The 20,220-nt window shown below is 64.2% G+C and carries 21 protein-coding genes; 9 read left to right on the top strand and 12 right to left on the bottom strand.

What is annotated here, in order from left to right:
- Nucleotides 1–46 precede the first annotated feature (46 nt).
- Nucleotides 47–808 carry a gamma-glutamyl-gamma-aminobutyrate hydrolase family protein gene (locus tag CAG33_RS18575; RefSeq protein ID WP_085583330.1) on the bottom strand — a complete coding sequence of 254 codons (762 nt, stop codon included), beginning with the start codon at nt 806–808 and terminating at the stop codon, nt 47–49.
- 282 nt (nt 809–1,090) lie between these two features.
- Between CAG33_RS18575 and CAG33_RS18570 the strand changes: the two genes are divergently transcribed.
- From CAG33_RS18570 to CAG33_RS18555, 4 genes are all read left to right on the top strand, one after another.
- Entirely contained in the window at nt 1,091–2,467 is a 1,377-nt protein-coding gene (locus tag CAG33_RS18570; RefSeq protein WP_085583332.1) for a glutamine synthetase family protein, read from the top strand.
- Nucleotides 2,468–2,546: 79 nt separating this feature from the next.
- Nucleotides 2,547–4,037 (top strand): aldehyde dehydrogenase, encoded by a 1,491-nt coding sequence (locus CAG33_RS18565; RefSeq protein ID WP_085639938.1) that lies wholly within the window; start codon nt 2,547–2,549, stop codon nt 4,035–4,037.
- Nucleotides 4,038–4,093: 56 nt separating this feature from the next.
- Nucleotides 4,094–5,377 (top strand): FAD-binding oxidoreductase, encoded by a 1,284-nt coding sequence (locus CAG33_RS18560; RefSeq protein ID WP_085583336.1) that lies wholly within the window; start codon nt 4,094–4,096, stop codon nt 5,375–5,377.
- A 400-nt stretch (nt 5,378–5,777) separates the two neighbouring features.
- Nucleotides 5,778–6,326, top strand: a complete 549-nt coding sequence (locus CAG33_RS18555; RefSeq protein WP_011333561.1) for a cupin domain-containing protein — start codon at nt 5,778–5,780, stop codon at nt 6,324–6,326.
- A 130-nt stretch (nt 6,327–6,456) separates the two neighbouring features.
- Here the strand turns inward: CAG33_RS18555 and CAG33_RS28320 are convergent, their stop codons facing one another.
- Nucleotides 6,457–6,813: a hypothetical protein gene (locus CAG33_RS28320; RefSeq protein ID WP_139833024.1), complete on the bottom strand. Its 357-nt coding sequence runs from the start codon at nt 6,811–6,813 to the stop codon at nt 6,457–6,459.
- Nucleotides 6,814–7,351: 538 nt separating this feature from the next.
- On the opposite strand from CAG33_RS28320, the gene CAG33_RS18550 reads away from it, so the two are divergent.
- Genes CAG33_RS18550 through CAG33_RS18540 form a run of 3 tightly spaced genes read left to right on the top strand, consistent with a single transcriptional unit; the run spans nt 7,352 to nt 8,894 of the window.
- Complete coding sequence (locus CAG33_RS18550; protein WP_085634079.1) at nt 7,352–7,741, top strand: hypothetical protein; 390 nt, start codon at nt 7,352–7,354, stop codon at nt 7,739–7,741.
- Between the two features lie 14 nt (nt 7,742–7,755).
- Nucleotides 7,756–8,178 carry an HD domain-containing protein gene (locus CAG33_RS18545; protein WP_085583344.1) on the top strand — a complete coding sequence of 141 codons (423 nt, stop codon included), beginning with the start codon at nt 7,756–7,758 and terminating at the stop codon, nt 8,176–8,178.
- 38 nt (nt 8,179–8,216) lie between these two features.
- Nucleotides 8,217–8,894, top strand: a complete 678-nt coding sequence (locus CAG33_RS18540; protein ID WP_085639935.1) for a DUF5710 domain-containing protein — start codon at nt 8,217–8,219, stop codon at nt 8,892–8,894.
- Between the two features lie 63 nt (nt 8,895–8,957).
- On the opposite strand, the gene CAG33_RS18535 is transcribed toward CAG33_RS18540, so the two are convergent.
- Entirely contained in the window at nt 8,958–9,734 is a 777-nt protein-coding gene (locus CAG33_RS18535) for an NAD(P)H-dependent oxidoreductase (RefSeq protein ID WP_085583348.1), read from the bottom strand.
- A gap of 86 nt (nt 9,735–9,820) precedes the next feature.
- On the opposite strand from CAG33_RS18535, the gene CAG33_RS18530 reads away from it, so the two are divergent.
- Nucleotides 9,821–10,714, top strand: a complete 894-nt coding sequence (locus tag CAG33_RS18530) for a LysR family transcriptional regulator (RefSeq protein ID WP_170930026.1) — start codon at nt 9,821–9,823, stop codon at nt 10,712–10,714.
- A 197-nt stretch (nt 10,715–10,911) separates the two neighbouring features.
- Here the strand turns inward: CAG33_RS18530 and CAG33_RS28315 are convergent, their stop codons facing one another.
- On the bottom strand, nt 10,912–11,262 hold the full coding sequence (locus CAG33_RS28315) for a hypothetical protein (protein WP_139831359.1): 351 nt from the start codon (nt 11,260–11,262) through the stop codon (nt 10,912–10,914).
- A 207-nt stretch (nt 11,263–11,469) separates the two neighbouring features.
- Here CAG33_RS28315 and CAG33_RS18520 point away from each other — a divergent pair, with 207 nt between their 5' ends.
- Nucleotides 11,470–12,255 carry a DeoR/GlpR family DNA-binding transcription regulator gene (locus CAG33_RS18520; RefSeq protein WP_085583354.1) on the top strand — a complete coding sequence of 262 codons (786 nt, stop codon included), beginning with the start codon at nt 11,470–11,472 and terminating at the stop codon, nt 12,253–12,255.
- Nucleotides 12,256–12,367: 112 nt separating this feature from the next.
- On the opposite strand, the gene CAG33_RS18515 is transcribed toward CAG33_RS18520, so the two are convergent.
- The 8 genes from CAG33_RS18515 to CAG33_RS18480 all read right to left on the bottom strand — a co-directional run bounded on the left by CAG33_RS18515 (nt 12,368) and on the right by CAG33_RS18480 (nt 20,105).
- Complete coding sequence (locus CAG33_RS18515) at nt 12,368–13,651, bottom strand: FAD-binding oxidoreductase (RefSeq protein WP_085583356.1); 1,284 nt, start codon at nt 13,649–13,651, stop codon at nt 12,368–12,370.
- Nucleotides 13,652–13,731: 80 nt separating this feature from the next.
- A complete protein-coding gene (locus CAG33_RS18510; RefSeq protein ID WP_085583358.1) occupies nt 13,732–15,096 on the bottom strand; it encodes a glutamine synthetase family protein in 1,365 nt (454 codons plus the stop codon).
- Between the two features lie 425 nt (nt 15,097–15,521).
- Nucleotides 15,522–16,868, bottom strand: a complete 1,347-nt coding sequence (gene chrA, locus CAG33_RS18505) for a chromate efflux transporter (protein WP_085639929.1) — start codon at nt 16,866–16,868, stop codon at nt 15,522–15,524.
- A gap of 179 nt (nt 16,869–17,047) precedes the next feature.
- Nucleotides 17,048–17,509 carry a molybdopterin synthase catalytic subunit MoaE gene (gene moaE / locus CAG33_RS18500; RefSeq protein WP_085583362.1) on the bottom strand — a complete coding sequence of 154 codons (462 nt, stop codon included), beginning with the start codon at nt 17,507–17,509 and terminating at the stop codon, nt 17,048–17,050.
- Nucleotides 17,510–17,512: 3 nt separating this feature from the next.
- Entirely contained in the window at nt 17,513–17,764 is a 252-nt protein-coding gene (locus CAG33_RS18495) for a MoaD/ThiS family protein (RefSeq protein ID WP_085583364.1), read from the bottom strand.
- On the bottom strand, nt 17,761–18,246 hold the full coding sequence (gene moaC / locus CAG33_RS18490) for a cyclic pyranopterin monophosphate synthase MoaC (RefSeq protein WP_085583365.1): 486 nt from the start codon (nt 18,244–18,246) through the stop codon (nt 17,761–17,763). The genes CAG33_RS18495 and moaC overlap by 4 nt, the downstream gene beginning before the upstream one ends.
- Nucleotides 18,243–19,073: a formate dehydrogenase accessory sulfurtransferase FdhD gene (fdhD, locus tag CAG33_RS18485; protein ID WP_085583367.1), complete on the bottom strand. Its 831-nt coding sequence runs from the start codon at nt 19,071–19,073 to the stop codon at nt 18,243–18,245. Before fdhD ends, moaC begins: the two co-directional genes overlap by 4 nt.
- 132 nt (nt 19,074–19,205) lie before the next feature.
- The gene (locus tag CAG33_RS18480) at nt 19,206–20,105 is read right to left on the bottom strand and encodes a LysR family transcriptional regulator (RefSeq protein WP_085583369.1); all 900 of its coding nucleotides are present in this window, start codon (nt 20,103–20,105) and stop codon (nt 19,206–19,208) included.
- Nucleotides 20,106–20,220 lie beyond the last annotated feature (115 nt).

The following is a 20,220-nucleotide window of genomic DNA, read 5'->3' as shown; positions in this document are numbered from 1 at the left end:
GCCGCTCCCGTGGGGGCAGTAAAGGGTGTTGCGTCTACGGGGGAGGTCAGCGCTGGTGGCGCTGCGCCGCACGTTGCCGGCAGGCCGCGCCGAACGCCTGGAAAATCTTCAGGTAGGGCGGGTTGTCCAGCACCTGCCACTCCGGATGCCATTGCACGCCGACGGCGAACGTCGGGCTGTGCTCGACCGACACCGCCTCGATCAGACCGTCCGGCGCCACCGCTTCGGCGCGCAGGCCGGGGGCGAGGCGGTCGATGCCTTGGCTGTGGATGGAGTTGACCTGAAATTCGCCCGGCAGCTCCAGCGCCTCGAACACGCCGCCGGCCAGCACCGTCACGGCATGGGCCGGGGCGTACTGCACGGCGACATCCGGGCTGTCGGCTTCGCGGTGGTCGAGCATGCCCGGCAGCTCATGCACCTTCTGGTGCAGGCTGCCGCCGAAGGCCACGTTCATTTCCTGGAAGCCGCGGCAGATGCCGAGCACCGGAACGCCCGCCGCAATGGCCGCACGCAATAGGGGAAGAGTGGTGGCGTCCCGCGCCGGATCGTGATCCGTGCCGGGAGCGCTGGCCGGGCCCTGATAGTGGAAGGGTTCCACGTTGGAGGGCGAGCCGGTGAGCAGCAGGCCGTCGAGCTGACCGAGCAGGTCGCCGATTTCCGTCAGTCCGCCCAGGGAAGGAATGACCACCGGCAGCCCCTGCGCCGCGACGCTGACAGCACGCACGTACTTGTCGCCGCTGATGTGGTAGGGGTGCAGGCCGATCTGTTTGACGCACGCAGTAACGCCGATCAATGGCTTGAATGCCATTTTTATTCACCTCGAAGTTTGACACTTGAACGAGCTTTTCCGGAGCTTAGCCGCGTTTATTTTAATTAACAACTGCCATGTAAAAAATTCTAAACGCCGTTCATCCAATCTTCAGGATTTCCGCCGCTCTGGCGCCTGCGTCGGCATGCGAATGTTAAAAAAAGCCCGAAAAATAAACGCTGAACGGCCCTGTGTTCGCTATTGACTTCACTTTGCCGTTCGGGTTGACTGGCTCCGCGAAACAGCAGTGAACATAATAATTAACAGCTAAATAGGTGCATCATGTCGGTCCCTCTGCGTGCCGTTCAACTCAACGAAGCAAACGCATTCCTTAAGAAACATCCTGAGGTTTTGTACGTCGACCTTCTGATTGCAGACATGAACGGTGTGGTGCGCGGCAAGCGCATCGAGCGCACCAGTCTTCACAAGGTCTACGAGAAAGGCATCAACCTGCCGGCTTCGCTCTTTGCCCTCGACATCAACGGCTCCACCGTCGAGAGCACCGGCCTTGGCCTGGACATCGGCGACGCGGACCGCATCTGCTACCCGATTCCCGGCACCCTCAGCATCGAGCCATGGCAGAAGCGTCCGACCGCCCAACTGCTGATGACCATGCATGAACTCGAAGGCGAGCCGTTCTTCGCCGACCCGCGCGAAGTGCTGGCCAACGTGGTGCGCAAGTTCGACGAACTGGGCCTGACCATCTGCGCCGCGTTCGAGCTTGAGTTCTACCTGATCGACCAGGACAACGTGAACGGCCGTCCGCAGTCGCCGCGTTCGCCGGTGTCGGGCAAGCGCCCGGTGTCGACCCAGGTCTACCTGATCGACGACCTCGACGAATACGTCGACTGCCTGCAAGACATCCTCGAAGGCGCGAAAGAGCAGGGCATCCCCGCCGACGCCATCGTCAAGGAAAGCGCCCCGGCGCAGTTCGAAGTCAACCTGCACCACGTGTCCGACCCGATCAAGGCGTGCGAATACGCGATCCTGCTCAAGCGTCTGGTGAAGAACATCGCCTACGACCACGAGATGGACACCACCTTCATGGCCAAGCCGTACCCGGGCCAGGCGGGCAACGGTCTGCACGTGCACATTTCGATCCTGGACAAGGAAGGCAACAACATCTTCGCCAGCGAGGATCCCGAGCAGAACGCCGCGCTGCGTCACGCGATCGGCGGTGTGCTGGAGACCCTGCCGGCGCAGATGGCCTTCCTCTGCCCGAACGTCAACTCGTACCGTCGTTTCGGCGCGCAGTTCTACGTGCCGAACTCGCCGAGCTGGGGCATCGACAACCGCACCGTGGCCGTGCGTGTGCCGACCGGCTCGCCGGACGCCGTGCGCATCGAACACCGCGTGGCCGGCGCCGACGCCAACCCGTACCTGCTGATGGCGTCGGTGCTGGCGGGCGTGCACCACGGCCTGACCAACAAGATCGAGCCGCCGGCGCCGACCGAAGGCAACAGCTACGAGCAGAACGAACAGAGCCTGCCGAACAACCTGCGCGACGCGCTGCGGGTGCTGGACGACAGCGAAGTCATGGCCCGGTACATCGACCCGATGTACATCGACGTGTTCGTCGCGTGCAAGGAAAGCGAACTGGCCGAGTTCGAGAACTCGATCTCCGACCTTGAGTACAACTGGTACCTGCATACGGTCTGAAGACCACCGCCGGATCCACAGTGTCCGGCGCAAACCACAAGTCCGAAAGAACACTCCATTCCCTGTGGGAGCCACAGCCATGACCATGACCCGCAACGACTGGGAACAGCGTTTCCAGTCCCTGACCCTCGAAGGCCGCGCCTTCATCAACGGCGAGTACCGCCCGGCCATCGGCGGCGCCACGTTCGAATGCCTGAGCCCGGTCGACGGCCGCTTCCTGGCGTCCGTGGCCAGCACCGACGAAGCCGACGCTAACCTTGCCGTCGAAGTCGCCCGTCAGACCTTCAATTCCGGCGTCTGGGCCAACAAGGCCCCGGCCGAACGCAAGCGCATCCTGATCCGTTTCGCCGATCTGATCCTTGAGCACCAGGAAGAACTGGCGCTGCTGGAAACCCTCGACATGGGCAAGCCGATCAGCGACTCGATGAGCATCGACGTGCCGGCGACCGCCAACGCGATCCGCTGGAGCGCCGAGGCCATCGACAAGATCTACGACGAAGTCGCCGCCACGCCCCACGACCAACTGGGCCTGGTGACCCGCGAGCCGTCCGGCGTGGTCGCGGCCATCGTGCCGTGGAACTTCCCGCTGATCATGGCCAGCTGGAAGTTCGCCCCGGCCCTGGCCGCCGGCAACTCGTTCATCCTCAAGCCTTCGGAGAAATCCCCGCTGACCGCGATCCGCATCGCGCAACTGGCATTGGACGCGGGCATTCCCAAAGGCGTGTTCAACGTCCTGCCGGGCTTCGGCCACACCGTCGGCAAGGCGCTGGCGCTGCACATGGACGTCGACGTGCTGGCCTTCACCGGCTCCACGGCCATCGCCAAGCAACTGATGATCTGCGCCGGCCAAAGCAACATGAAACGCGTGTGGCTCGAAGCCGGCGGCAAGAGCCCCAACGTGGTGTTCGCCGATGCGCCGGACCTGCGTGCGGCCGCACAAGCGGCGGCGAGCGCCATCGCCTTCAACCAGGGCGAAGTCTGCACCGCCGGCTCGCGTCTGCTGGTGGAGCGTTCGATCCGCGAGCAATTCATCCCGCTGCTGGTGGAAGCGCTGCAAGCGTGGAAACCCGGCCACGCCCTCGACCCGGCCACCACCGTCGGCGCGGTGGTCGATCAGCGGCAGCTGGACAACGTCCTGCGCTACATCGGCATCGGCCGGGAGCAGGGCGCCGAACTGATCGCCGGCGGCCAGCGCACCCTCGAAGAGACCGGCGGCCTGTACGTGCAGCCGGCGATCTTCGACGGCGTGACCAACGCCATGACCATCGCCCGCGAAGAGATCTTCGGCCCGGTGCTGTCGCTGATCACCTTCGACACCGTCGAAGAGGCGCTGCAGATCGCCAACGACAGCATCTTCGGCCTCGCCGCCGGGGTCTGGACGAGCAACCTGAGCAAGGCCCACACCTTCGCCCGTGGCCTGCGCGCCGGCAGCGTGTGGGTCAACCAGTACGACGGCGGCGACATGACCGCGCCGTTCGGCGGCTTCAAGCAGTCTGGCAACGGCCGCGACAAGTCGCTGCACGCCTTCGACAAGTACACCGAGCTGAAAGCGACCTGGATCAAGCTCTGACCTAATTTGCAGCGGCGGCCGCCGGCACGTGCCGGCGGCCCTCGGAGAACAAGAAAATGAAACAGCAACACGTCAACAGCTACTACGCGGCCACCCGCCACGAAACCATCGACTTCCCGACCCTGGAAGAAGCGGTGGACTGCGATGTCTGCATCATCGGCGCCGGCTACACCGGCCTGTCCTCGGCGCTGTTCCTGACCGAGGCCGGCTACAAGGTGACGGTGCTGGAAGCGGCGAAGGTCGGCTACGGCGCCAGCGGCCGCAACGGCGGGCAACTGGTCAACTCCTACAGCCGCGACGTCGATGTGATCGAGGCGCGCTACGGCGACAAGACCGCCGAGATCCTCGGCAGCATGATCTTCGAAGGCGCCGACATCATCCGTTCGCGCATCAAGCAATACGACATCCAATGCGACTACCGCCCCGGCGGCATCTTCGCGGCGATGAACAAGAAGCAGCTCAAGGGCCTCGCCGAGCAGAAGCGCAGCTGGGAACGCTACGGCAACCGCAACCTGAAGCTGCTGGACGCGGCGGACATCCGTCGTGAAGTCGGCTCCGACGCCTACGTCGGCGGCCTGCTGGACATGCAGGGCGGCCACATCCACCCGCTGAACCTGGCCCTCGGCGAAGCCGCGGCCATCGTGCGCCTGGGCGGCAAGATCTACGAGCAGTCCGCCGCCGTGGAAATCAAGTACGGTGAGCCCAATGTCGTGCGTACCGCCAAAGGCCAGGTGCGCGCCAAGTACCTGCTGATCGCCGGCAACGCCTACCTGCCGCAGGGCCTGGACAACCGCGTGACGGCCAAGAGCATGCCGTGCGGCTCGCAGATCTGCGTCACCGAACCGTTGACCGAGAAGCAGGCCCGCAGCCTGATCACCAACAATTACTGCGTCGAGGACTGCAACTACCTGCTCGACTACTACCGCCTCACCGCGGACAACCGGCTGCTGTACGGCGGCGGCGTGGTCTACGGCGCCCGCGAGCCGGACGACATCGAAACCCTGATCCGCCCGAAGATCCTCAAGACCTTCCCGCAGCTCAAGGACGTGAAGATCGACTACCGCTGGACCGGCAACTTCCTGCTGACCATGTCGCGCATGCCGCAGTTCGGCCGCATCGAGAAGAATGCCTACTACATGCAGGGCTACAGCGGCCACGGCGTCACTTGCTCGCACCTGGCCGGCAAGCTGATCTCGGAAATGATCCGCGGCGACGCCGAACGCTTCGACGCCTTCGCTTCCCTGCCGCACATGCCGATGTTCGGCGGCCGCACCTTCCAGGCCCCGCTCACCGCCATGGGCGCCGCGTACTACTCGCTGCGCGACCGTTTCGGCATCTGATTTACCTCCCCGGCGGCGGCCCCGCACAGGCGCCGCCGGTTTTTGCCCGCAACCCCACACCCCTGTAGGCGCTTGCCTGCAAGCGATGAGGCCGGCACATTCACCTCCAATCCCCCTGACACCCCAAAAAACTGTGGGCGCTGCGGTGCGACGATTCGACTTGCCGGCGAAGAGGCCGCGCCCCCCAAAATCCCGCAAACCTACGCAAAAACACGCGCCAACACACGACAAAAAGGACTTTTGCACCACCGTCCATCGAACCTGCTGAGCAACACCACCAAACGTGATTTAATAGCCGCCTTTCACGGTTCCGGGACACGGGAGCAACGTGATCCGCGCCCCCGGCGCGTCACCCGCCACCCACCCCCATTGCCCTTAAGTACCTCAACATAAGGCTGTCATGGATACGGGTTCTCGACTCAAACTAGTACGCGAAAGCTACAAACTCTCCCAGCGCGAGCTGGCCCGGCGTAGCGGCGTGACCAATGCCACCATCTCCCTGATCGAACAGAATCGCGTCAGCCCTTCCGTCAGCTCGCTGAAAAAGCTGCTCGAAGGCATACCGATGTCCCTGGCCGACTTCTTCACCTTCGACCAGCCCCCGCGCGAACACCAATACGTCTTCCGCGCCAACGAACAGCCCGACCTCGGCCGCCACGGCCTGCGCCTGCTGCTGATCGGCGCCTCCGTCCCCAGCCGCCAGATGCGCCTGCTGCGCGAACAGTACGCGCCGGGCGCGAGCTCCGGCGAAGAGCCGATCGTGCACGCCGAAGGCGAAGAGTGCGGCTTGGTGACCCGTGGCACCGTGGAACTGACGGTGGACGGGCAGGTGAGCGTGCTGAGCGCGGGGGACGGGTACTACTTCCCGACTACGCTGCCGCATAAGTTCCGGAACATTGGGGCGGATGAGGCTGAGATCATCAGCGCGAACACTCCGGCGAATTTTTGAGAGTGGGAATTGGCTAGTTTTAATATTTGAGTGCTAAAAGCATTTTTGGTGTGGCATAAATATAAAACAGGTGGCAGGGTTGCGAAGCAACTCTGCCACCTTTTCTATCGTGGGTGTCGGTGTTTTTGCACTAATCGCCATACTTCAATTCAGCTATAGTTGGTATTTTTGGTGTTTGTGACTCTCGATAGAACTCTGTTGTTTCTGTTCCGTTCAATTTGGCATACCATTTTGCGAAGGAAGGACTGCCATTAACATAGTCGGCTTCCCATCTCCATGAGCCGACAGAGGTTGAGACTTGGAGCACCGTTTCATCCCGGCCATCACTGTAAAAACTAAAACCCCCGTTTACTTTTTCCCACTTGTCATTCTGAGTGTTATGGAAATATCCGCTAAATCTACCCTTAGACTCATCATGGCTATCGATTACTAGGCGGTAAATGTTTCCGCTACCACCGTCATAATTGCCGTTAAGATTATTGGCCATTTTGTGTTTCTCCCTGGTTTGTGGTGGATCACTTGGTTGGTCTTAAAATAGTAGGGAGGTTGTTTTGTTTTTTCGACTGTAATAAATTACAGTTTTTATGGTTTTTTGCTATTTTGGCTATTCTTTGTGGTTTTGTATGGCCAAGGTGAATGTTACGATTTGTTTGGCATTTTCTCGATTGTAACTTTTGGTTTGAATATTTTTCTGTTCAATCAATCGAAGCACATCGTTCATGTTATTTGGGCGCTGCAGGGTGCCAGGAGACAGGGCTCGGGGGGACTGTGGGGCGCTCCGCAGCCCGACGGAAGTTGGCTTATTGTTGGTGCTTTCTTGCGTGAGTTCCATGAACCGTTGAGGCAAGAGAAAGGGACATCGTCAGATGTCCCTTATTCATTGGCGCGCGGAACCTGACGGCGGGGTGAGCCGGCCGGACCTTGCGGCCACTGCGCCACAGTTCATCGCCGAAGGTTTCGCCACGCGGCACCGGGCCGTAGACTGCACCCCATCTGCAACGCTTCGCCCAAGGACGGAACCTCCCATGATCACCATCGGCAGCCGCAACAACGCCCCCACCACGCAGCACCTCACCCAGGACGTCTATATTTTCAGCCTCGACCTGTCCCGCCCGGGCACGCCGTTCTGTTTCGAGCAATCCATCGGCGGCGGGCATGCGGAGCAGGGCGGGGTGCGGTGGTTGGCGCTGGACGAACTGGACGACTGGCCCGGCGAGTGGCGCGTACATCTCAAGAGAGCCGGTTGCCCGTGGGTGGCCGAGTTGATCGATGCGCAGCCGATGGCGGATCAGGCCGCCCTGGTTTCGTTGATCCTCCAGCGCTACGCCGAGCCGGCAAAACCGGTGGGGCGGTTGAAGGCCGTCGGCAGTTGGCTTAAACGCAACATTCACGTCGGCGGCCGGTACGGCGTCTGAACCGAGGACATCCCATGACTCAAACGCTGGAACGCGCCATCGCCATCGCCGCCACGGCCCATGCGGGGCAAGTGGACAAGGGCGGGGCGCCGTACATTCTGCATCCTCTGAAAGTCATGTTGCGCATGAGCAGCCTGGAGGAACGCATCGTCGCCGTGCTCCACGATGTGGTCGAGGACTGCGATGTCAGCCTCGACGATCTGCGCAAGGAGGGGTTCAGCGAAACGGTGCTGACGGCCATCGAATCGGTGACCAAAGTGCCGGGCGAAGCCTACGAGGACTTCATCGAGCGGGTGGCCCTGAACCCCATCGGGCGGGCGGTGAAGCTGGCGGACCTGGAAGAGAACAGCGACCTGTCGCGGATCGCCTCGCCGGGGTGGGAGGATCTTGAGCGGATCGAGAAGTACCGGCGGGCGATCGGTCGGTTGCGATCCTGACGGCAGTTTGATTCAAACATGGAAGAAGAGAGCGGTAGATGGCACGGATAGATTTGAAGGTACCGTATGCGGAAAAGGATCAAGCCAAGTTGCTGGGCGCGCGGTGGGATGCCCAAGCAAAGACCTGGTTTGTGCCGGAGGGTGTGAGCACTGAGGCTTTTGCACGTTGGTTGCCTCGACCGGAGGAGCCCGGTCTGGAGCATGAGCCGGAGTTTTACCTGCGCTCCCCGTACTATTTCATCTTGCAGTCGTCAACGGAGTGCTGGAAGTGCTACTGCCCCACCCGCGTTTTCTCATTCAAGCTCCCGGAGGAGCACGAGCAATTCGAATATGCCGAAGAGGACGAGGACACCGGCTTTTCCCTGGAAAGCGGATTGGGCTACTGGGTAAGTCACGGGGTCCGGGTCGGGTTGTCAAACATCAGCACATTGTCGCCATCGGTCATCAAACAACTTCGTACCTACTCCACTCGCTACCAGCCCGATCACAGCAAGATGGCGGGAGCGATTTACTACATGAATCACTGTGAACATTGCTCTGCCAAACTGGGCGACTTTTTCATGCACAGTGAGCCAGGCGGTGCGTTTTTCCCGATGTCTGCGCAGGCAGCGTCCTCAATGACACTGCACTTGATCAATGAGCGCTTCGATGGCAACGGCAGCGTCGGATGGGCGACCGAAGACTTCATGGATTGCATGCGACTCAAGAACGGTTGATTGCCCATTCATTGCGGGTCATGCAGACGTAGCACTGGGATACGTGAGCATGACCCGTGCAGGTCAGCGCAGGTGAGCAGCAAACCCCGTACGCTCCGGCGCCACATCCTCTTTGAGCGTCAACGAAGGAATCTCGTAATCCCCGCCGTTCTGCTGCCGGAACGCAATCGGCCGGGTGCTCCACAGCTCATCCAGCCGTGAGCCCAGTTCGTCGCAGGTGCGGGCAAACCGTGCCTCGTCCATCCGCCCGGTGCGGTACACCACGAACGGCGGCAGCACATCGAAGCCGGGGTAGTACAGCACCCCGTGCTGGATCGGGAACAGCAGGTCGTCGATAGGCCCGTTGATGCCGCGCGGGCCGTAGTGCGAGTCCCAGCCGCCCGCAGTCACCACCAGCATCGCCCGCTTGCCTTTCAGGTTGCCTTCGCCGTAGCGCTCGCCCCAGCGGCTCTCGGAGTGTTCGCCCACGCCGTAGGCAAAGCCGCAGGCGTAGACCCGTTCGACCCAGCCCTTGAGAATCGCCGGCATCGAGAACCACCACAGCGGGAACTGCAGGATCAGGGTGTCGGCCCACAGCAGTTTTTCCTGCTCGCGGGCGATGTCGGCCGCTTGTGTGCCGTCCCGGTAGGCACGCTTGGAGTCGCGCGACGGTTCGAAGGGCGCACTGCGGTCGCGTTCGGGGCTGTCGTCGCCGTCGATCGCGGCCTTCCAGTTCATCGCGTAGAGGTCGGACACCTGCACGGTGTGGCCGGCGGCTTCCAGGTGGCGGACGGTGAAGTCCTTGAGGGCGCCGTTGAGCGATTGCGGTTCGGGGTGGGCATAGACCATCAGCACATTCATGGGGAAACGCTCCTTGATTGGGTGAAAGCAGGATCGGCATCCAGCCGGTATAGTGGAAATGAATCTCTGACATATCAGGTATAGCAGTGAATAATTTGCGACGGCTGGATATCAACCTGCTGCTGACCCTCGACGTGCTGTTGTCGGAGCACAACGTCACCCGCGCCGCCGAGCGGCTGAACCTGTCGCAGCCCTCGGTGAGCGTGCACCTGGCCAAGCTGCGCGAGATCTTCGGCGACCCGTTGCTGCTGCCGGGCCCCAGGGGCATGCGCCCGACGGCACGGGCCGACGAGTTGCGCGAACCGTTGCGCGAGGCGCTGGAGGCGTTGGAGAGGGCGGTGGCGCCGGCCAGCCCGTTCGAACCGGCGAAGGCGCACAACACCTGGAAGGTCGCGGCGTCGGACTACGGCGAATCGACCGTGCTGCTCCCGGCGCTGGGCGGCCTGCGCGCCCAGGCGCCGGGCACGCGGCTGGCGGTGCTGGACCTGTCGCCGCAGCATCTGGTCAAGCAGGCGGAGCAGGGCGTCATCGATCTGGCGCTGCACACCAGTGAAGACGCCCCGCTGGAGCTGCACCGCCGGGCGCTGTTCACCGAGCGTTACGTGCTGGCCGGCCGCATCGGCCATCCTGGCCTGCAGGGCGAACTGACCCGCGAGCGCTTCTGCGCGCTGGAGCACGTGCTGGTGTCGCCGGAAGGCGGGGGCTTTTTCGGGGTGACGGACAAGGCGTTGGCAGAGGCGGGGCTGTCGAGAAGGGTGGTGCTGTCGGTGCCGCACTTCCTGTTGCTCAAATCGGTGCTGGCGAGCACCGATCTGGTGGCGATGCTGCCGTCGCGGCTGGTCCGCGACAGCTCAACCCTGCAAGCGGTAGAGCCGCCGCTGGCGGTGCCGGGCTATGAGATGGCGATGCTCTGGGCCGAGCGCTCGCACCGCGACCCGGCGCACAAATGGTTGCGCGAGCACCTGGCGGCGTCCGTCTGAATCACGCGTGGCCGAGGGCGATGGCGAACGACACGACGATCATGCAGGCGAAAGCGAAATTGAGGTTCATGGCGGGCTAATCCTAAGCGTTTTTTGACGGCGCCATTGTGCCTAGGCCTGCGCAAAAGAAAAAATTCGGATGCGTGATTCCAATGATCGAAGTCATTGATAACGCCGCCCGGTCGGCACCTGCACATTCAGCACCGATTGAGTTTCAGCACGCCTTTGCAATTCACCAGGTTCGGAACTTGCTGCAAGTAGGGTCTGGCGGTGTAGTCACTGCGGACGTAGATCTGACGCGTCGCAAAAGCTCCGGGATTTTCCTGACGGGTGTCTCCGGTCAGGCAAGAAGCCTCGACCAGGCAGAAGCGGTCTTCGTCGAACGAGCTTTCCGGAAGTTGCATGGTCATCCTCTTCAGGTCACAGGTCTTGCTGGCTGATGAGGTTTTCCAGGCATCTTCACATACATCGGCTCGTGTCAGAGTTGCGTTTGCCGACACGACCCCGACAAGAAACACGGCGGCTAATGTCTTGTTGAGCCCAGGCATGAGTTTCTCCTCATGTAATCGGCAGGCAATGGCTGCCAGGTGCTTATGTCAGGGCATGTTAAGTCGGTAGCGGCGTTCTTTGACCTGTCAGGTTTGACAGGTCGTTAGCATTCCTTGCGCTAACGCGGTAGCCGGTGATGCGTAGGTCATTGTGCTTCTGCCTTGTGGCGGCTAATCTTGCAAGAAAACGCAAAATCAGGCAAAACCATGCACGACCATTCCGCCGCCGAACTCCCGTCCCTGCGCCGCCAGAAAATCCTCTTGATCCTCGAACGTGACGGCAAGGTCATGGCCTCCGAGCTGAGCCAGCACTTCGCGGTATCCGAAGACACCATCCGCCGCGACCTGGCCGAGCTCGACAGCGCCGGGTTGGTGCAGCGGGTGCACGGCGGGGCGCTGCCCCGGCCGAAAGACACCGGCAAGGATTTCCTCACCCGCCTGGACGAGATCGACGAGGTGAAGGTCCGACTGGCCAAATACGCCGCGCAGAAGGTGCGCGACGGGCAAATCGTCATGTTCGATTCCGGCTCGACCACCCTGCAGGTGGCGCGTTCGCTGCCGGCGGACATCCGCATCACCGCGGTGACCGCTGCACCGATGACGGCGGTCGCGCTGTCCGAATACCAAGGGGTGAAGGTGATTCTGGCGGGCGGGCAGCTCAACCCGAAGACCTTGTCCGCCGGCGGCCAGGAGGCGTTGCGCCTGATCGGTTCGATCAAGGCGGACCTGGCGTTCACCGGGGTGTGCGCGATTCATCCGCAGGTGGGGATCACCTCGCTGCACTTTGATGAAGTGCCGGTGAAGCAGGCGTTGCTCGACAGCGCGGCGCAGGTGATCGCCGTGACCACGGCGGACAAGCTCGGTGCGGTGGAGCCGTTCGTGGTGGCGCCCTGCGAGCGGCTGCACACGTTGATCACCGAGCGGCATGTGGCGTCGGGCAGTGTGGAGGATTACCGGCGGCTGGGGATTGCGGTGGAGCAGTTGCCTGACTGAGGTGTTGCGGTGGGGGCGAGGGCCCCATCGCCAGCAGGCTGGCTCCCACAGGTTTTGTGTTCGCCGCACATTCACTGTGGGAGCCAGCCTGCTGGCGATAGGGCCGATATGGTCAGCGCAGTTTTTCCAGCATCTGGTAGTACCACATCCCCGCCGCCAGCATCGGATTGCCCAGCAGATCCCCCATCGGCACGCGAATGTGCGAACAGGCGGCGAACGTGTCGAACTGCGTCATCTGCCCGGTGATCGCGCGGCCCATGATCTCGCCCATGATGTGCGTGGTCGCGATGCCGTGGCCGGAATAGCCCTGGCAGTACCAGACGTTGTCGGAAAGCTTGCCCAGCTGCGGGATGCGGTTGATGACGATGCCCATCGCGCAGCTCCACTGATAGTCGATCCTCACGCCCTTGAGCGCGGGGAAGGTCTGTTCGATGCACGGGCGCAGTTCGCCGGCGATGTCCCGCGAGTCCTTGCCGCTGTAGTTGGCGCCGCCGCCGAAGAGCAGGCGGCCGTCGGCGGTGAGGCGGTAGTAGTCGAGGACGAAGCGGCAGTCGTACACCGCCAGGTCCTCGGGGTTGATCTGCCGGGCCAGGTCGCCCAGGGGCTCGGTGGTGACGATGCCGCCCATGGCCGGGAAGATCTTGCCCTTGAGCTGCCCCGGTTCGAGCTTGTGGTAGACGTCGCCGGCCAGCAGCACCTGGCTGGCGTCGATCTGGCCGTGGGCGGTTCTGACGCCGGGCCTGTCGCCGTGGAGGATCTCCAGCACTTCGCTGTGCTCGAAGATCAGTGCGCCCAGGCTTTCGGCGGCACGCGCCTCGCCGATGCACAGGTTGAGCGGGTGCAGGTGCAGGTTGCGGGTGTTCTTGATGGCGCCGTGGTAGAGGTCGCTTTGCAGCAGGTCGCGCACCTGGCTGCGGTCGAGCAGGCTGACGTCATCGCCCATGCCCCGGCGCACGGCCTCTTCGTAGTCGCTGCGCAGGCCGTCCAGGTGGGCCGGCTTGTAGGCGGCGTGCAGATGGCCGTGCTTGAGGTCGCAGGCGATGGCGTATTTCGCCACCCGGTTCTTGATGATCTCGTGCCCGCGCCAGCGCAGGTGCCAGATGAAATCGTCCACGTCGTCGCCCAGGGTGCGGCGCATCTGTTTGCGCATCGCGCCGTCGCCGGAGAGGCTGCCGGTGACCTGGCCGCCGTTGCGCCCGGTGGCGCCCCAGCCGATCTTGTGGCTTTCGACGATGGCGACTTTCAGGCCCTTTTCGGCCAGTTCCACGGCGGTGGCGACGCCGGTGAAGCCGCCGCCGATGATGACCACGTCGACGCTGTGCCGCCCCTGCAACGTGGGGTAGTCGGTGTCGCGGTCGAGGGTGGCGGTGTAGTAGGAATTGCAGCGTTCGGTCATGTCAGTGTCCACACGGAATTCAAGTCGGTTGCAGCCCCTGTGGGAGCGGAGGCTCCCACAGGGGGATTCAGCAGCGGGGTTCAGGCCTCGGTCAGGTACCAGCGCCAATCCTGCTCACCCACCTCCGCCATGAACTGCCGGTACTCCGCGCGTTTCACCGCCAGGTACACCCCGAGGAAATCCTGCCCCAGCGCATCCCGGGCCCAGGCCGAGTTCTCCAGGGCGGTGAGCGAGGTCAGCCAGTCGGTCGGCAGCAGCTCCTTGGCCTGGGCATAGCCGTTGCCTTGCACCGGTTCGCCCGGGTCGAGGTTGTCCTTGATGCCGCGGTGGATGCCGGCGAGGATCGCCGCGGCCGCCAGATAGGGGTTCGCGTCGGCGCCGCAGATGCGGTGTTCGACATGCCGGGTAGGGGCCGGCCCGCCCGGCACGCGCAGGCTGACGGTGCGGTTGTCCACGCCCCAGGTCGGCGCCAGCGGCGCATAGCTGTTGGCCTGGAAGCGCCGGTAGGAGTTGGCGTTGGGGCAAAACAGCAGCAGCGAATCGAGCAGCGAGGCGAGCATGCCGCCGATGGCCGTGCGCAGCAGCGGCGTGCCGGCAGGATCCTCCGAGGCGAACAGGTTGCGCCCCTCAGCGTCCGCCAGGCTGACGTGCATGTGCATGCCGGTGCCCGCCAGGTGGTCGAACGGCTTGGCCATGAACGTCGCCTGCATGCCGTGCTTGTGCGCCACGGCCTTGACCAGCCGCTTGTAGCGCACGGCCTGGTCCATCGCCTCCAGCGCATCGCCGTGTTCAAGGGTGATTTCCACCTGGCCCGGCGCGTATTCCGAGATTGCCGTGCGGGCCGGAATGCCGTGCAGCTTGCAGGCGCTGTACAGGTCGGCGAGGAACGGCTCGATCTGCTCCAATTCACGCAGGCCGTACACCTGTGTGTGCCGCGGTCGGCCGCCGTCGGCGTCCAGCGCCGGTTGCGGCCGGCCGTTGCCGTCGCGCCGGGCGTCGAGCAGGTAGAACTCCAGCTCGCACGCCATCACCGGGTGGAAACCCTCGGCCTTCAGGCGTTCGATGACCTTGATCAGCAGGTGGCGCGGGTCGGCGATGCTGGCCGGCATGCCTTGTTGCGGGTGCATGCTGACCTGCACGGCAGCGGTCGGGATCTGCCGCCACGGCAGGCGCACCAGGCTGCCCGGCAGCGGGTAGGCGCGGCAGTCGATGTCGCCGACGTCCCACACCAGGCCTGAGTTTTCCACGTCCTCGCCGTGCACGGTCAGGCCGAGGATGGTGCTGGGCAGGGGCCGGCCGCTTTCGTACACGGCGAGCAGTTCTTCGCGGTGCAGCAGCTTGCCGCGCGGCACGCCGTTGGCGTCGAGGATGAACAGCTCGAACATGTCGATGTCGGGGTTCTGCTCCAGAAAGGTACGGGCGTCTTCAATGGCTGCGAATTTCATGTCAATCACTCACGGTGGCGCCGCACAGGCGCGCAGGTTCGGGCCGGACGCGGCAACGGGCCAAGGCCCGGGCGTTCCGGCAGGGATATCGGATGGCAAGGGGAGGGCTGTCGCGGTCCGGACGGACGCGATCAGACGGGCAGGGCGATATCCGGCGGGCGTGCGGAGTGACGCAGCTTGGAACGGCTCAGGGCCATGGGGAGATTGACGATGCGGTTCATGCGCACCCCCCGTGAGGGAGGGCGCACGCAGAAGAGACGTTCAACGTTAGTCGTTGTTGGGGTGACGTGCTCATGACGCGTGTTTCCGTTGGCGGAAAACGTCGGCGGCGGGAGTGCCCCGCCAGGCCGGTGTGGCTGGATAGTAAGGGGGAATCCGCGCACAAGTAAACGCCTGATTCCGCCGCATCCGTCGCCGGCGTCGGCTCAGCGCAGCAGGTAGACCCCCAGCCCCGTTAGGGCGCAAACGATCAACACCTCGATCACGCCGCGCTTGAAAAAGAACAGCGCGATGGCCGCCGCCAGGGCCAGCAGCACCGAAAAGACATCGGGCCGGCCGGCGAACCCCTGGGGCCAGAACACATGCCAGGCGAAGAAGCACGCCAGGTTGAGGATCACCCCGACCACCGCCGCCGTGATCGCCGTGAGCGGCGCGGTGAACTTCAGTTCGTTGTGGGTCGACTCCACCAGCGGCCCGCCCGCCAGGATGAACAGGAACGAAGGCAGGAAGGTGAACCAGGTCACCAGCGCGGCGGCGAGCGCCCCGGCGGCGAACGCGTGTTCCGGGCCGAAGGCCGGCTGCACGTAGCCACCGACGAAGCCCACGAACGCCACCACCATGATCAGCGGCCCCGGCGTGGTCTCGCCCAACGCCAGGCCGTCGATCATCTGCGCGGGCGTCAGCCAGCCGTAGTGGCCGACCGCTCCCTGATACACGTAAGGCAACACTGCATAGGCGCCGCCGAATGTGAGCAGCGCCGCTTTGGTGAAGAACCAGCCCATCTGCGTGAACGTGCCGTGCCAGCCGAACAGCGCGGTCAGCAGCGCCATCGGCAGGCACCACAGCGCGGCGCCGGCCAACGCCAGGCGCAGCAGTTTCCCCGGATTGAATCGGGCATGCTCGGGCGGCGGGGTGTCGTCATCGATCAGGGCCGGACCGTAGGATTTCTCACCGCTGCGATGGCCGCCGGCCGTGAACCGTTGCGGCGCCCAGCGGCCGCCGACGTAGCCGATCAGCGCGGCGCCCAGCACGATCAGCGGAAAGGGCACGTTGAAGGCGAAGATCGCCACGAAGGCGGCTGCGGCGATCGCCCACAGCCAGGCGTTCTTCAGGGCCCGAGAGCCGATGCGGTGGGCCGCGTGCAGGACGATGGCAGTGACCGCCGGCTTGATCCCGTAAAACACCCCGGCCACCGCCGGCACGTCACCGAAGGCGATGTACACCCACGACAGGCCGATCAGGAGGAACAGCGACGGCAGCACGAACAGCGCCCCGGCCACCACGCCGCCCCAGGTGCGGTGCAGCAGCCAGCCGATGTACGTCGCCAGTTGCTGGGCCTCGGGGCCGGGCAGCAGCATGCAGTAGTTGAGCGCGTGCAGAAAACGCTTCTCGGAGATCCAGCGCCGGCGCTCCACCAGCTCCTGATGCATGATCGCGATCTGCCCGGCCGGGCCGCCGAAACCGATGCAGCCCAGCTTGAGCCAGAAGCGCCAGGCCTGGCGCAGGCTGACGGGGTCGGGTTTGGGCAGATCCTTGGGGGGCGTGTCGCTCACCGGCGGCTCCTGGACGAGGTGTTTGGAGCGCCTATCTAATCAGGCTTTTGTGAAGCGAGGGAGTGCGTGAGCGGGCGCTGCGCTTTTTCAGTGGGAATGGGAAGGGCCTGCATGTGTGGTGAGGGCGTTTGCTCCCTCGCCACGAGGCACATTCCGCCGATCCAGTCCTGATGCCGAACTCAAGCGTGGGCCAGGCTCCAGCGGAACGCGGCGGACTGATCGCTCTCCCGGGCCTCGACCCAATGCGCGCCGGCCGGCGTGGTCTCCCGTTTCCAGAACGGCGCGCGGGTCTTGAGCACGTCCATGATGAACGCGCAGGCCTCGAACGCCGCATGCCGGTGCTTGCTGCTGACGCCGACGAACACGATCGGCTCGGTCACCGTCAGCGCGCCCACCCGGTGCACGATCTCCACCGCCAGCAGCGGCCAGCGCTCGCGGGCCTGTTCGGCGATCTGCGCCAGGGACTTCTCGGTCATGCCCGGATAGTGCTCCAGAAACAGCTCGCTCACCGGCTGGCCGACGTTCAGGTCACGCACGTAGCCGATGAAGTTCACCACTGCGCCCACCCGCGGATTCCGGGCGTGCAGGTCGGCGATCAACTGGCCGGCATCGAAGCTTTTGCGCTGGACTCGAACCCCCATGCCTCAGCCTCCCGTGACCGGCGGAAAGAACGCGATCTCGTCGAAGTCCTCGATCGCCTGGTCGGTCTGGCACAGCTCCTGGTTCACCGCGCACATCAGGTTGCCGGCGCCGAGCACCTCGCGCCACAGCTCGCCGCGGGCCATGAGCATCTGCCGCACGTCCTCGACGCAGGCCAATGCGTCGCTGGCGGGGATCTTTTCGCCGCCCAGGTTGAGGCGGTCGCGGTAGCTGGCGAAGTAGTTGATCAGGATCATTGCGGGGTCTCCCATTGAAAGTGGCCGGAGCGGCCGCCCTGTTTGCTCAGAAGGCGGATGTCGCCGATGACCATCGCCCGGTCCACTGCCTTGCACATGTCGTAGATCGTCAGCGCGGCGACGCTGGCGGCGGTCAGCGCTTCGAGCTCGACGCCGGTCTGGCCGGTGAGGCGGCAGGTGGCGACGATCTGCACCCGGTCCGGCTCGCAGGCCTTGAGTTCGACGTGAATGGAACTGAGCAGCAGCGCATGGCACAGCGGGATCAGCTCGTGGGTGCGCTTGGCTGCCTGGATCCCGGCGATCCGCGCCACGGCGAACACGTCGCCCTTGGGGTGGCCGTTGGCCTGGATCATCCGCAGGGTCTCAGGGCGCATGTGCACCCAGGCCTGGGCGCTGGCTTCACGCCGGGTCGGCGCTTTGTCGGTGACATCGACCATGTTGGCCCGGCCCTGGTCGTCGAGGTGGGTGAGGGTGTCGCTCATTCGGGTTGCTCCTGGATCGGGCTGTAGATTCTCGGGGCGCTGCGGTGGGGGATGTGGATCAGGTTGAGCCGGTGCCGGCGCGCCCAGCGCACAGTCAGCGCGGTGGGTGCCGAGAGGCTGACCAGCGTGCCGAGGCGGGCACGCACGGCCTTGTGGATCAGCTCCAGGCTGCAGCGGCTGGTGACCGCGACGAAGCCCTGGCGAGGGTCGAGGCCGGCGAAGCGCATCGCGCCGATCAGCTTGTCGAGGGCGTTGTGGCGGCCGATGTCTTCGCGGCACAGCAAGGGTTCGCCCTCGGCGCCGAAGTACAGCGCCGCGTGCAGGGCGCCGCTGCTGCGGGCCATCGGCTGGGCCTGTTCGATGCGCTGGCGGATGCCGGCCAGGTGCGCGGCCGGCGGCAACGGGGCCGGCGGCAGGATCTCCAGTTGCGGCAACGCCTGCTCCAGCGCCTCGACGCCGCACAGGCCGCAGCCGCTGGTGCCGGCCATCTGCCGGCGGTGATCTTTGAGCGCCCAGAACGCGCGGCTGGAGATCTGCACGTCGGCCTGGCAGGCCTGGTCGAACCGGGTCAGGCGGATGTCGTAGATTTCGTCGGGGCTGTCGATGATCCCGTTGCTCAGGCTGAAGCCGCGGATGAAATCTTCGACGTCGCCCGGCGAGACCATCATCACCGCCTGGCTCAGGCCGTTGTAGGTGATGGCCAGGGCGATCTCCGCCGCCAGGGCGGCGTGGGACACCGGGGCATCGTCCAGGTATTCGCGGTAGGCCACCGGCGCCGGGGCGTCGGTGGCGCTGTCGTTTGCGGTCGGTTCAATCGGGCACACCATCGGAAAAAGCCTCGCAGCGCTGAATGGGGATCAGGCTACGGAGGTCCTCGAAGTGCGTCCAATCGCTTGTTCCGATGCGGTGATTGGATTGGTCGATGATGGTGGACAGCAGGTGGTTTCAGGATCAGCTTCTCAAACCCCGGGCGCTTGAATCCCGAACATCCGCCGCGCCTCGGCGAAGCACTTCTCGGCGATGGCCGAACGCGGTTCGGTCTTGCGCATCACCAGCCCCAGCGGGGCCAGCACGCTGGCGTCCGGCAGGTTGATGAAGGCCAGGTGTTCGATGGGCTCTTCCAGCCCGCTGTCCAGCGGCATGATCGAGCAGCAGAAGCCCTGGTGGATCGCCTGCAGCAGCTGATAGGTCGAATCGCTTTCCATGATCGGCTGCGGGTTGAGCCCGCGGCTGCGGAAGCTCAGGTCGATGGATTTGCGGTAGTGCATGCCGGTGGTGATCATGCCCAGCGGCAGTTCGGCGGCGTCCTCCCAGCTCATTTCCGGGCCGTCGAAGTGGAAGTGGCGGGTGTCGTAGAGCAGGCCGACGCGGGTCTCGCCGATCTCGAAGAACTCGAAATAGTTCGGGTTGACGTGATCCAGGTAGCACACCCCAAGGTCCAGCTGGTTGTTGCCCAGGTTCTCGATGATTTCGTCCGAGCTCATCGACGTCAGGCTGTACTTCAGCTCCGGGAACGTGCCCGACAGGCCCTGGATGTAATTGACCGGGTTGAAGTTGCTCAGCGGCACCAGGCCCAGGCGCAGGCTGCCCACCAGTTGCCCCCGGCACGCGGCGGCCTCGGCGAACAGCCCGTCGTGGGCGGCCAGCAGCGTACGGGCCCAGGCCAGCACCCGTTCGCCGGCCTGGGTGAAGCCTTCGAAGCGCTGGCCGCGGTTGACCAGCACCAGGTCCAGTTCATCTTCCAGGTTGCGCAGGCGCATCGACAGGGTCGGCTGGGTGATGTGGCAGCGGGCGGCGGCCTGGCCGAAGTGGCGGGTCTCGTCCAGCGCGATCAGGAACTTGAGTTGTTTGATGTCCATGACGGCACCTGCTCGATGGGAAAGTGGGTATGAGTATTGACGCAGTTGCGCAGGGCGCACGGGGCGTGCAGGGCGCCACGATCCCATCCGTCGCGCCGTGCGTCCAATCGGAGGT

This window comes from Pseudomonas sp. B3(2017) (genome assembly GCF_002113595.1).
Lineage (GTDB): Bacteria > Pseudomonadota > Gammaproteobacteria > Pseudomonadales > Pseudomonadaceae > Aquipseudomonas > Aquipseudomonas ekonensis.
This window is presented reverse-complemented; position numbering and strand designations above follow the sequence as displayed.

Coding starts and splice junctions, on each gene's coding strand:
- CAG33_RS18575 (WP_085583330.1), bottom strand. CDS start 808: ATGGCATTCAAGCCATTGATCGGCGTTACTGCGTGCGTCAAACAGATC.
- CAG33_RS18570 (WP_085583332.1), top strand. CDS start 1,091: ATGTCGGTCCCTCTGCGTGCCGTTCAACTCAACGAAGCAAACGCATTC.
- CAG33_RS18565 (WP_085639938.1), top strand. CDS start 2,547: ATGACCATGACCCGCAACGACTGGGAACAGCGTTTCCAGTCCCTGACC.
- CAG33_RS18560 (WP_085583336.1), top strand. CDS start 4,094: ATGAAACAGCAACACGTCAACAGCTACTACGCGGCCACCCGCCACGAA.
- CAG33_RS18555 (WP_011333561.1), top strand. CDS start 5,778: ATGGATACGGGTTCTCGACTCAAACTAGTACGCGAAAGCTACAAACTC.
- CAG33_RS28320 (WP_139833024.1), bottom strand. CDS start 6,813: ATGGCCAATAATCTTAACGGCAATTATGACGGTGGTAGCGGAAACATT.
- CAG33_RS18550 (WP_085634079.1), top strand. CDS start 7,352: ATGATCACCATCGGCAGCCGCAACAACGCCCCCACCACGCAGCACCTC.
- CAG33_RS18545 (WP_085583344.1), top strand. CDS start 7,756: ATGACTCAAACGCTGGAACGCGCCATCGCCATCGCCGCCACGGCCCAT.
- CAG33_RS18540 (WP_085639935.1), top strand. CDS start 8,217: ATGGCACGGATAGATTTGAAGGTACCGTATGCGGAAAAGGATCAAGCC.
- CAG33_RS18535 (WP_085583348.1), bottom strand. CDS start 9,734: ATGAATGTGCTGATGGTCTATGCCCACCCCGAACCGCAATCGCTCAAC.
- CAG33_RS28315 (WP_139831359.1), bottom strand. CDS start 11,262: ATGCCTGGGCTCAACAAGACATTAGCCGCCGTGTTTCTTGTCGGGGTC.
- CAG33_RS18520 (WP_085583354.1), top strand. CDS start 11,470: ATGCACGACCATTCCGCCGCCGAACTCCCGTCCCTGCGCCGCCAGAAA.
- CAG33_RS18515 (WP_085583356.1), bottom strand. CDS start 13,651: ATGACCGAACGCTGCAATTCCTACTACACCGCCACCCTCGACCGCGAC.
- CAG33_RS18510 (WP_085583358.1), bottom strand. CDS start 15,096: ATGAAATTCGCAGCCATTGAAGACGCCCGTACCTTTCTGGAGCAGAAC.
- moaE (WP_085583362.1), bottom strand. CDS start 17,509: ATGGGGGTTCGAGTCCAGCGCAAAAGCTTCGATGCCGGCCAGTTGATC.
- CAG33_RS18495 (WP_085583364.1), bottom strand. CDS start 17,764: ATGATCCTGATCAACTACTTCGCCAGCTACCGCGACCGCCTCAACCTG.
- moaC (WP_085583365.1), bottom strand. CDS start 18,246: ATGAGCGACACCCTCACCCACCTCGACGACCAGGGCCGGGCCAACATG.
- fdhD (WP_085583367.1), bottom strand. CDS start 19,073: ATGGTGTGCCCGATTGAACCGACCGCAAACGACAGCGCCACCGACGCC.
- CAG33_RS18480 (WP_085583369.1), bottom strand. CDS start 20,105: ATGGACATCAAACAACTCAAGTTCCTGATCGCGCTGGACGAGACCCGC.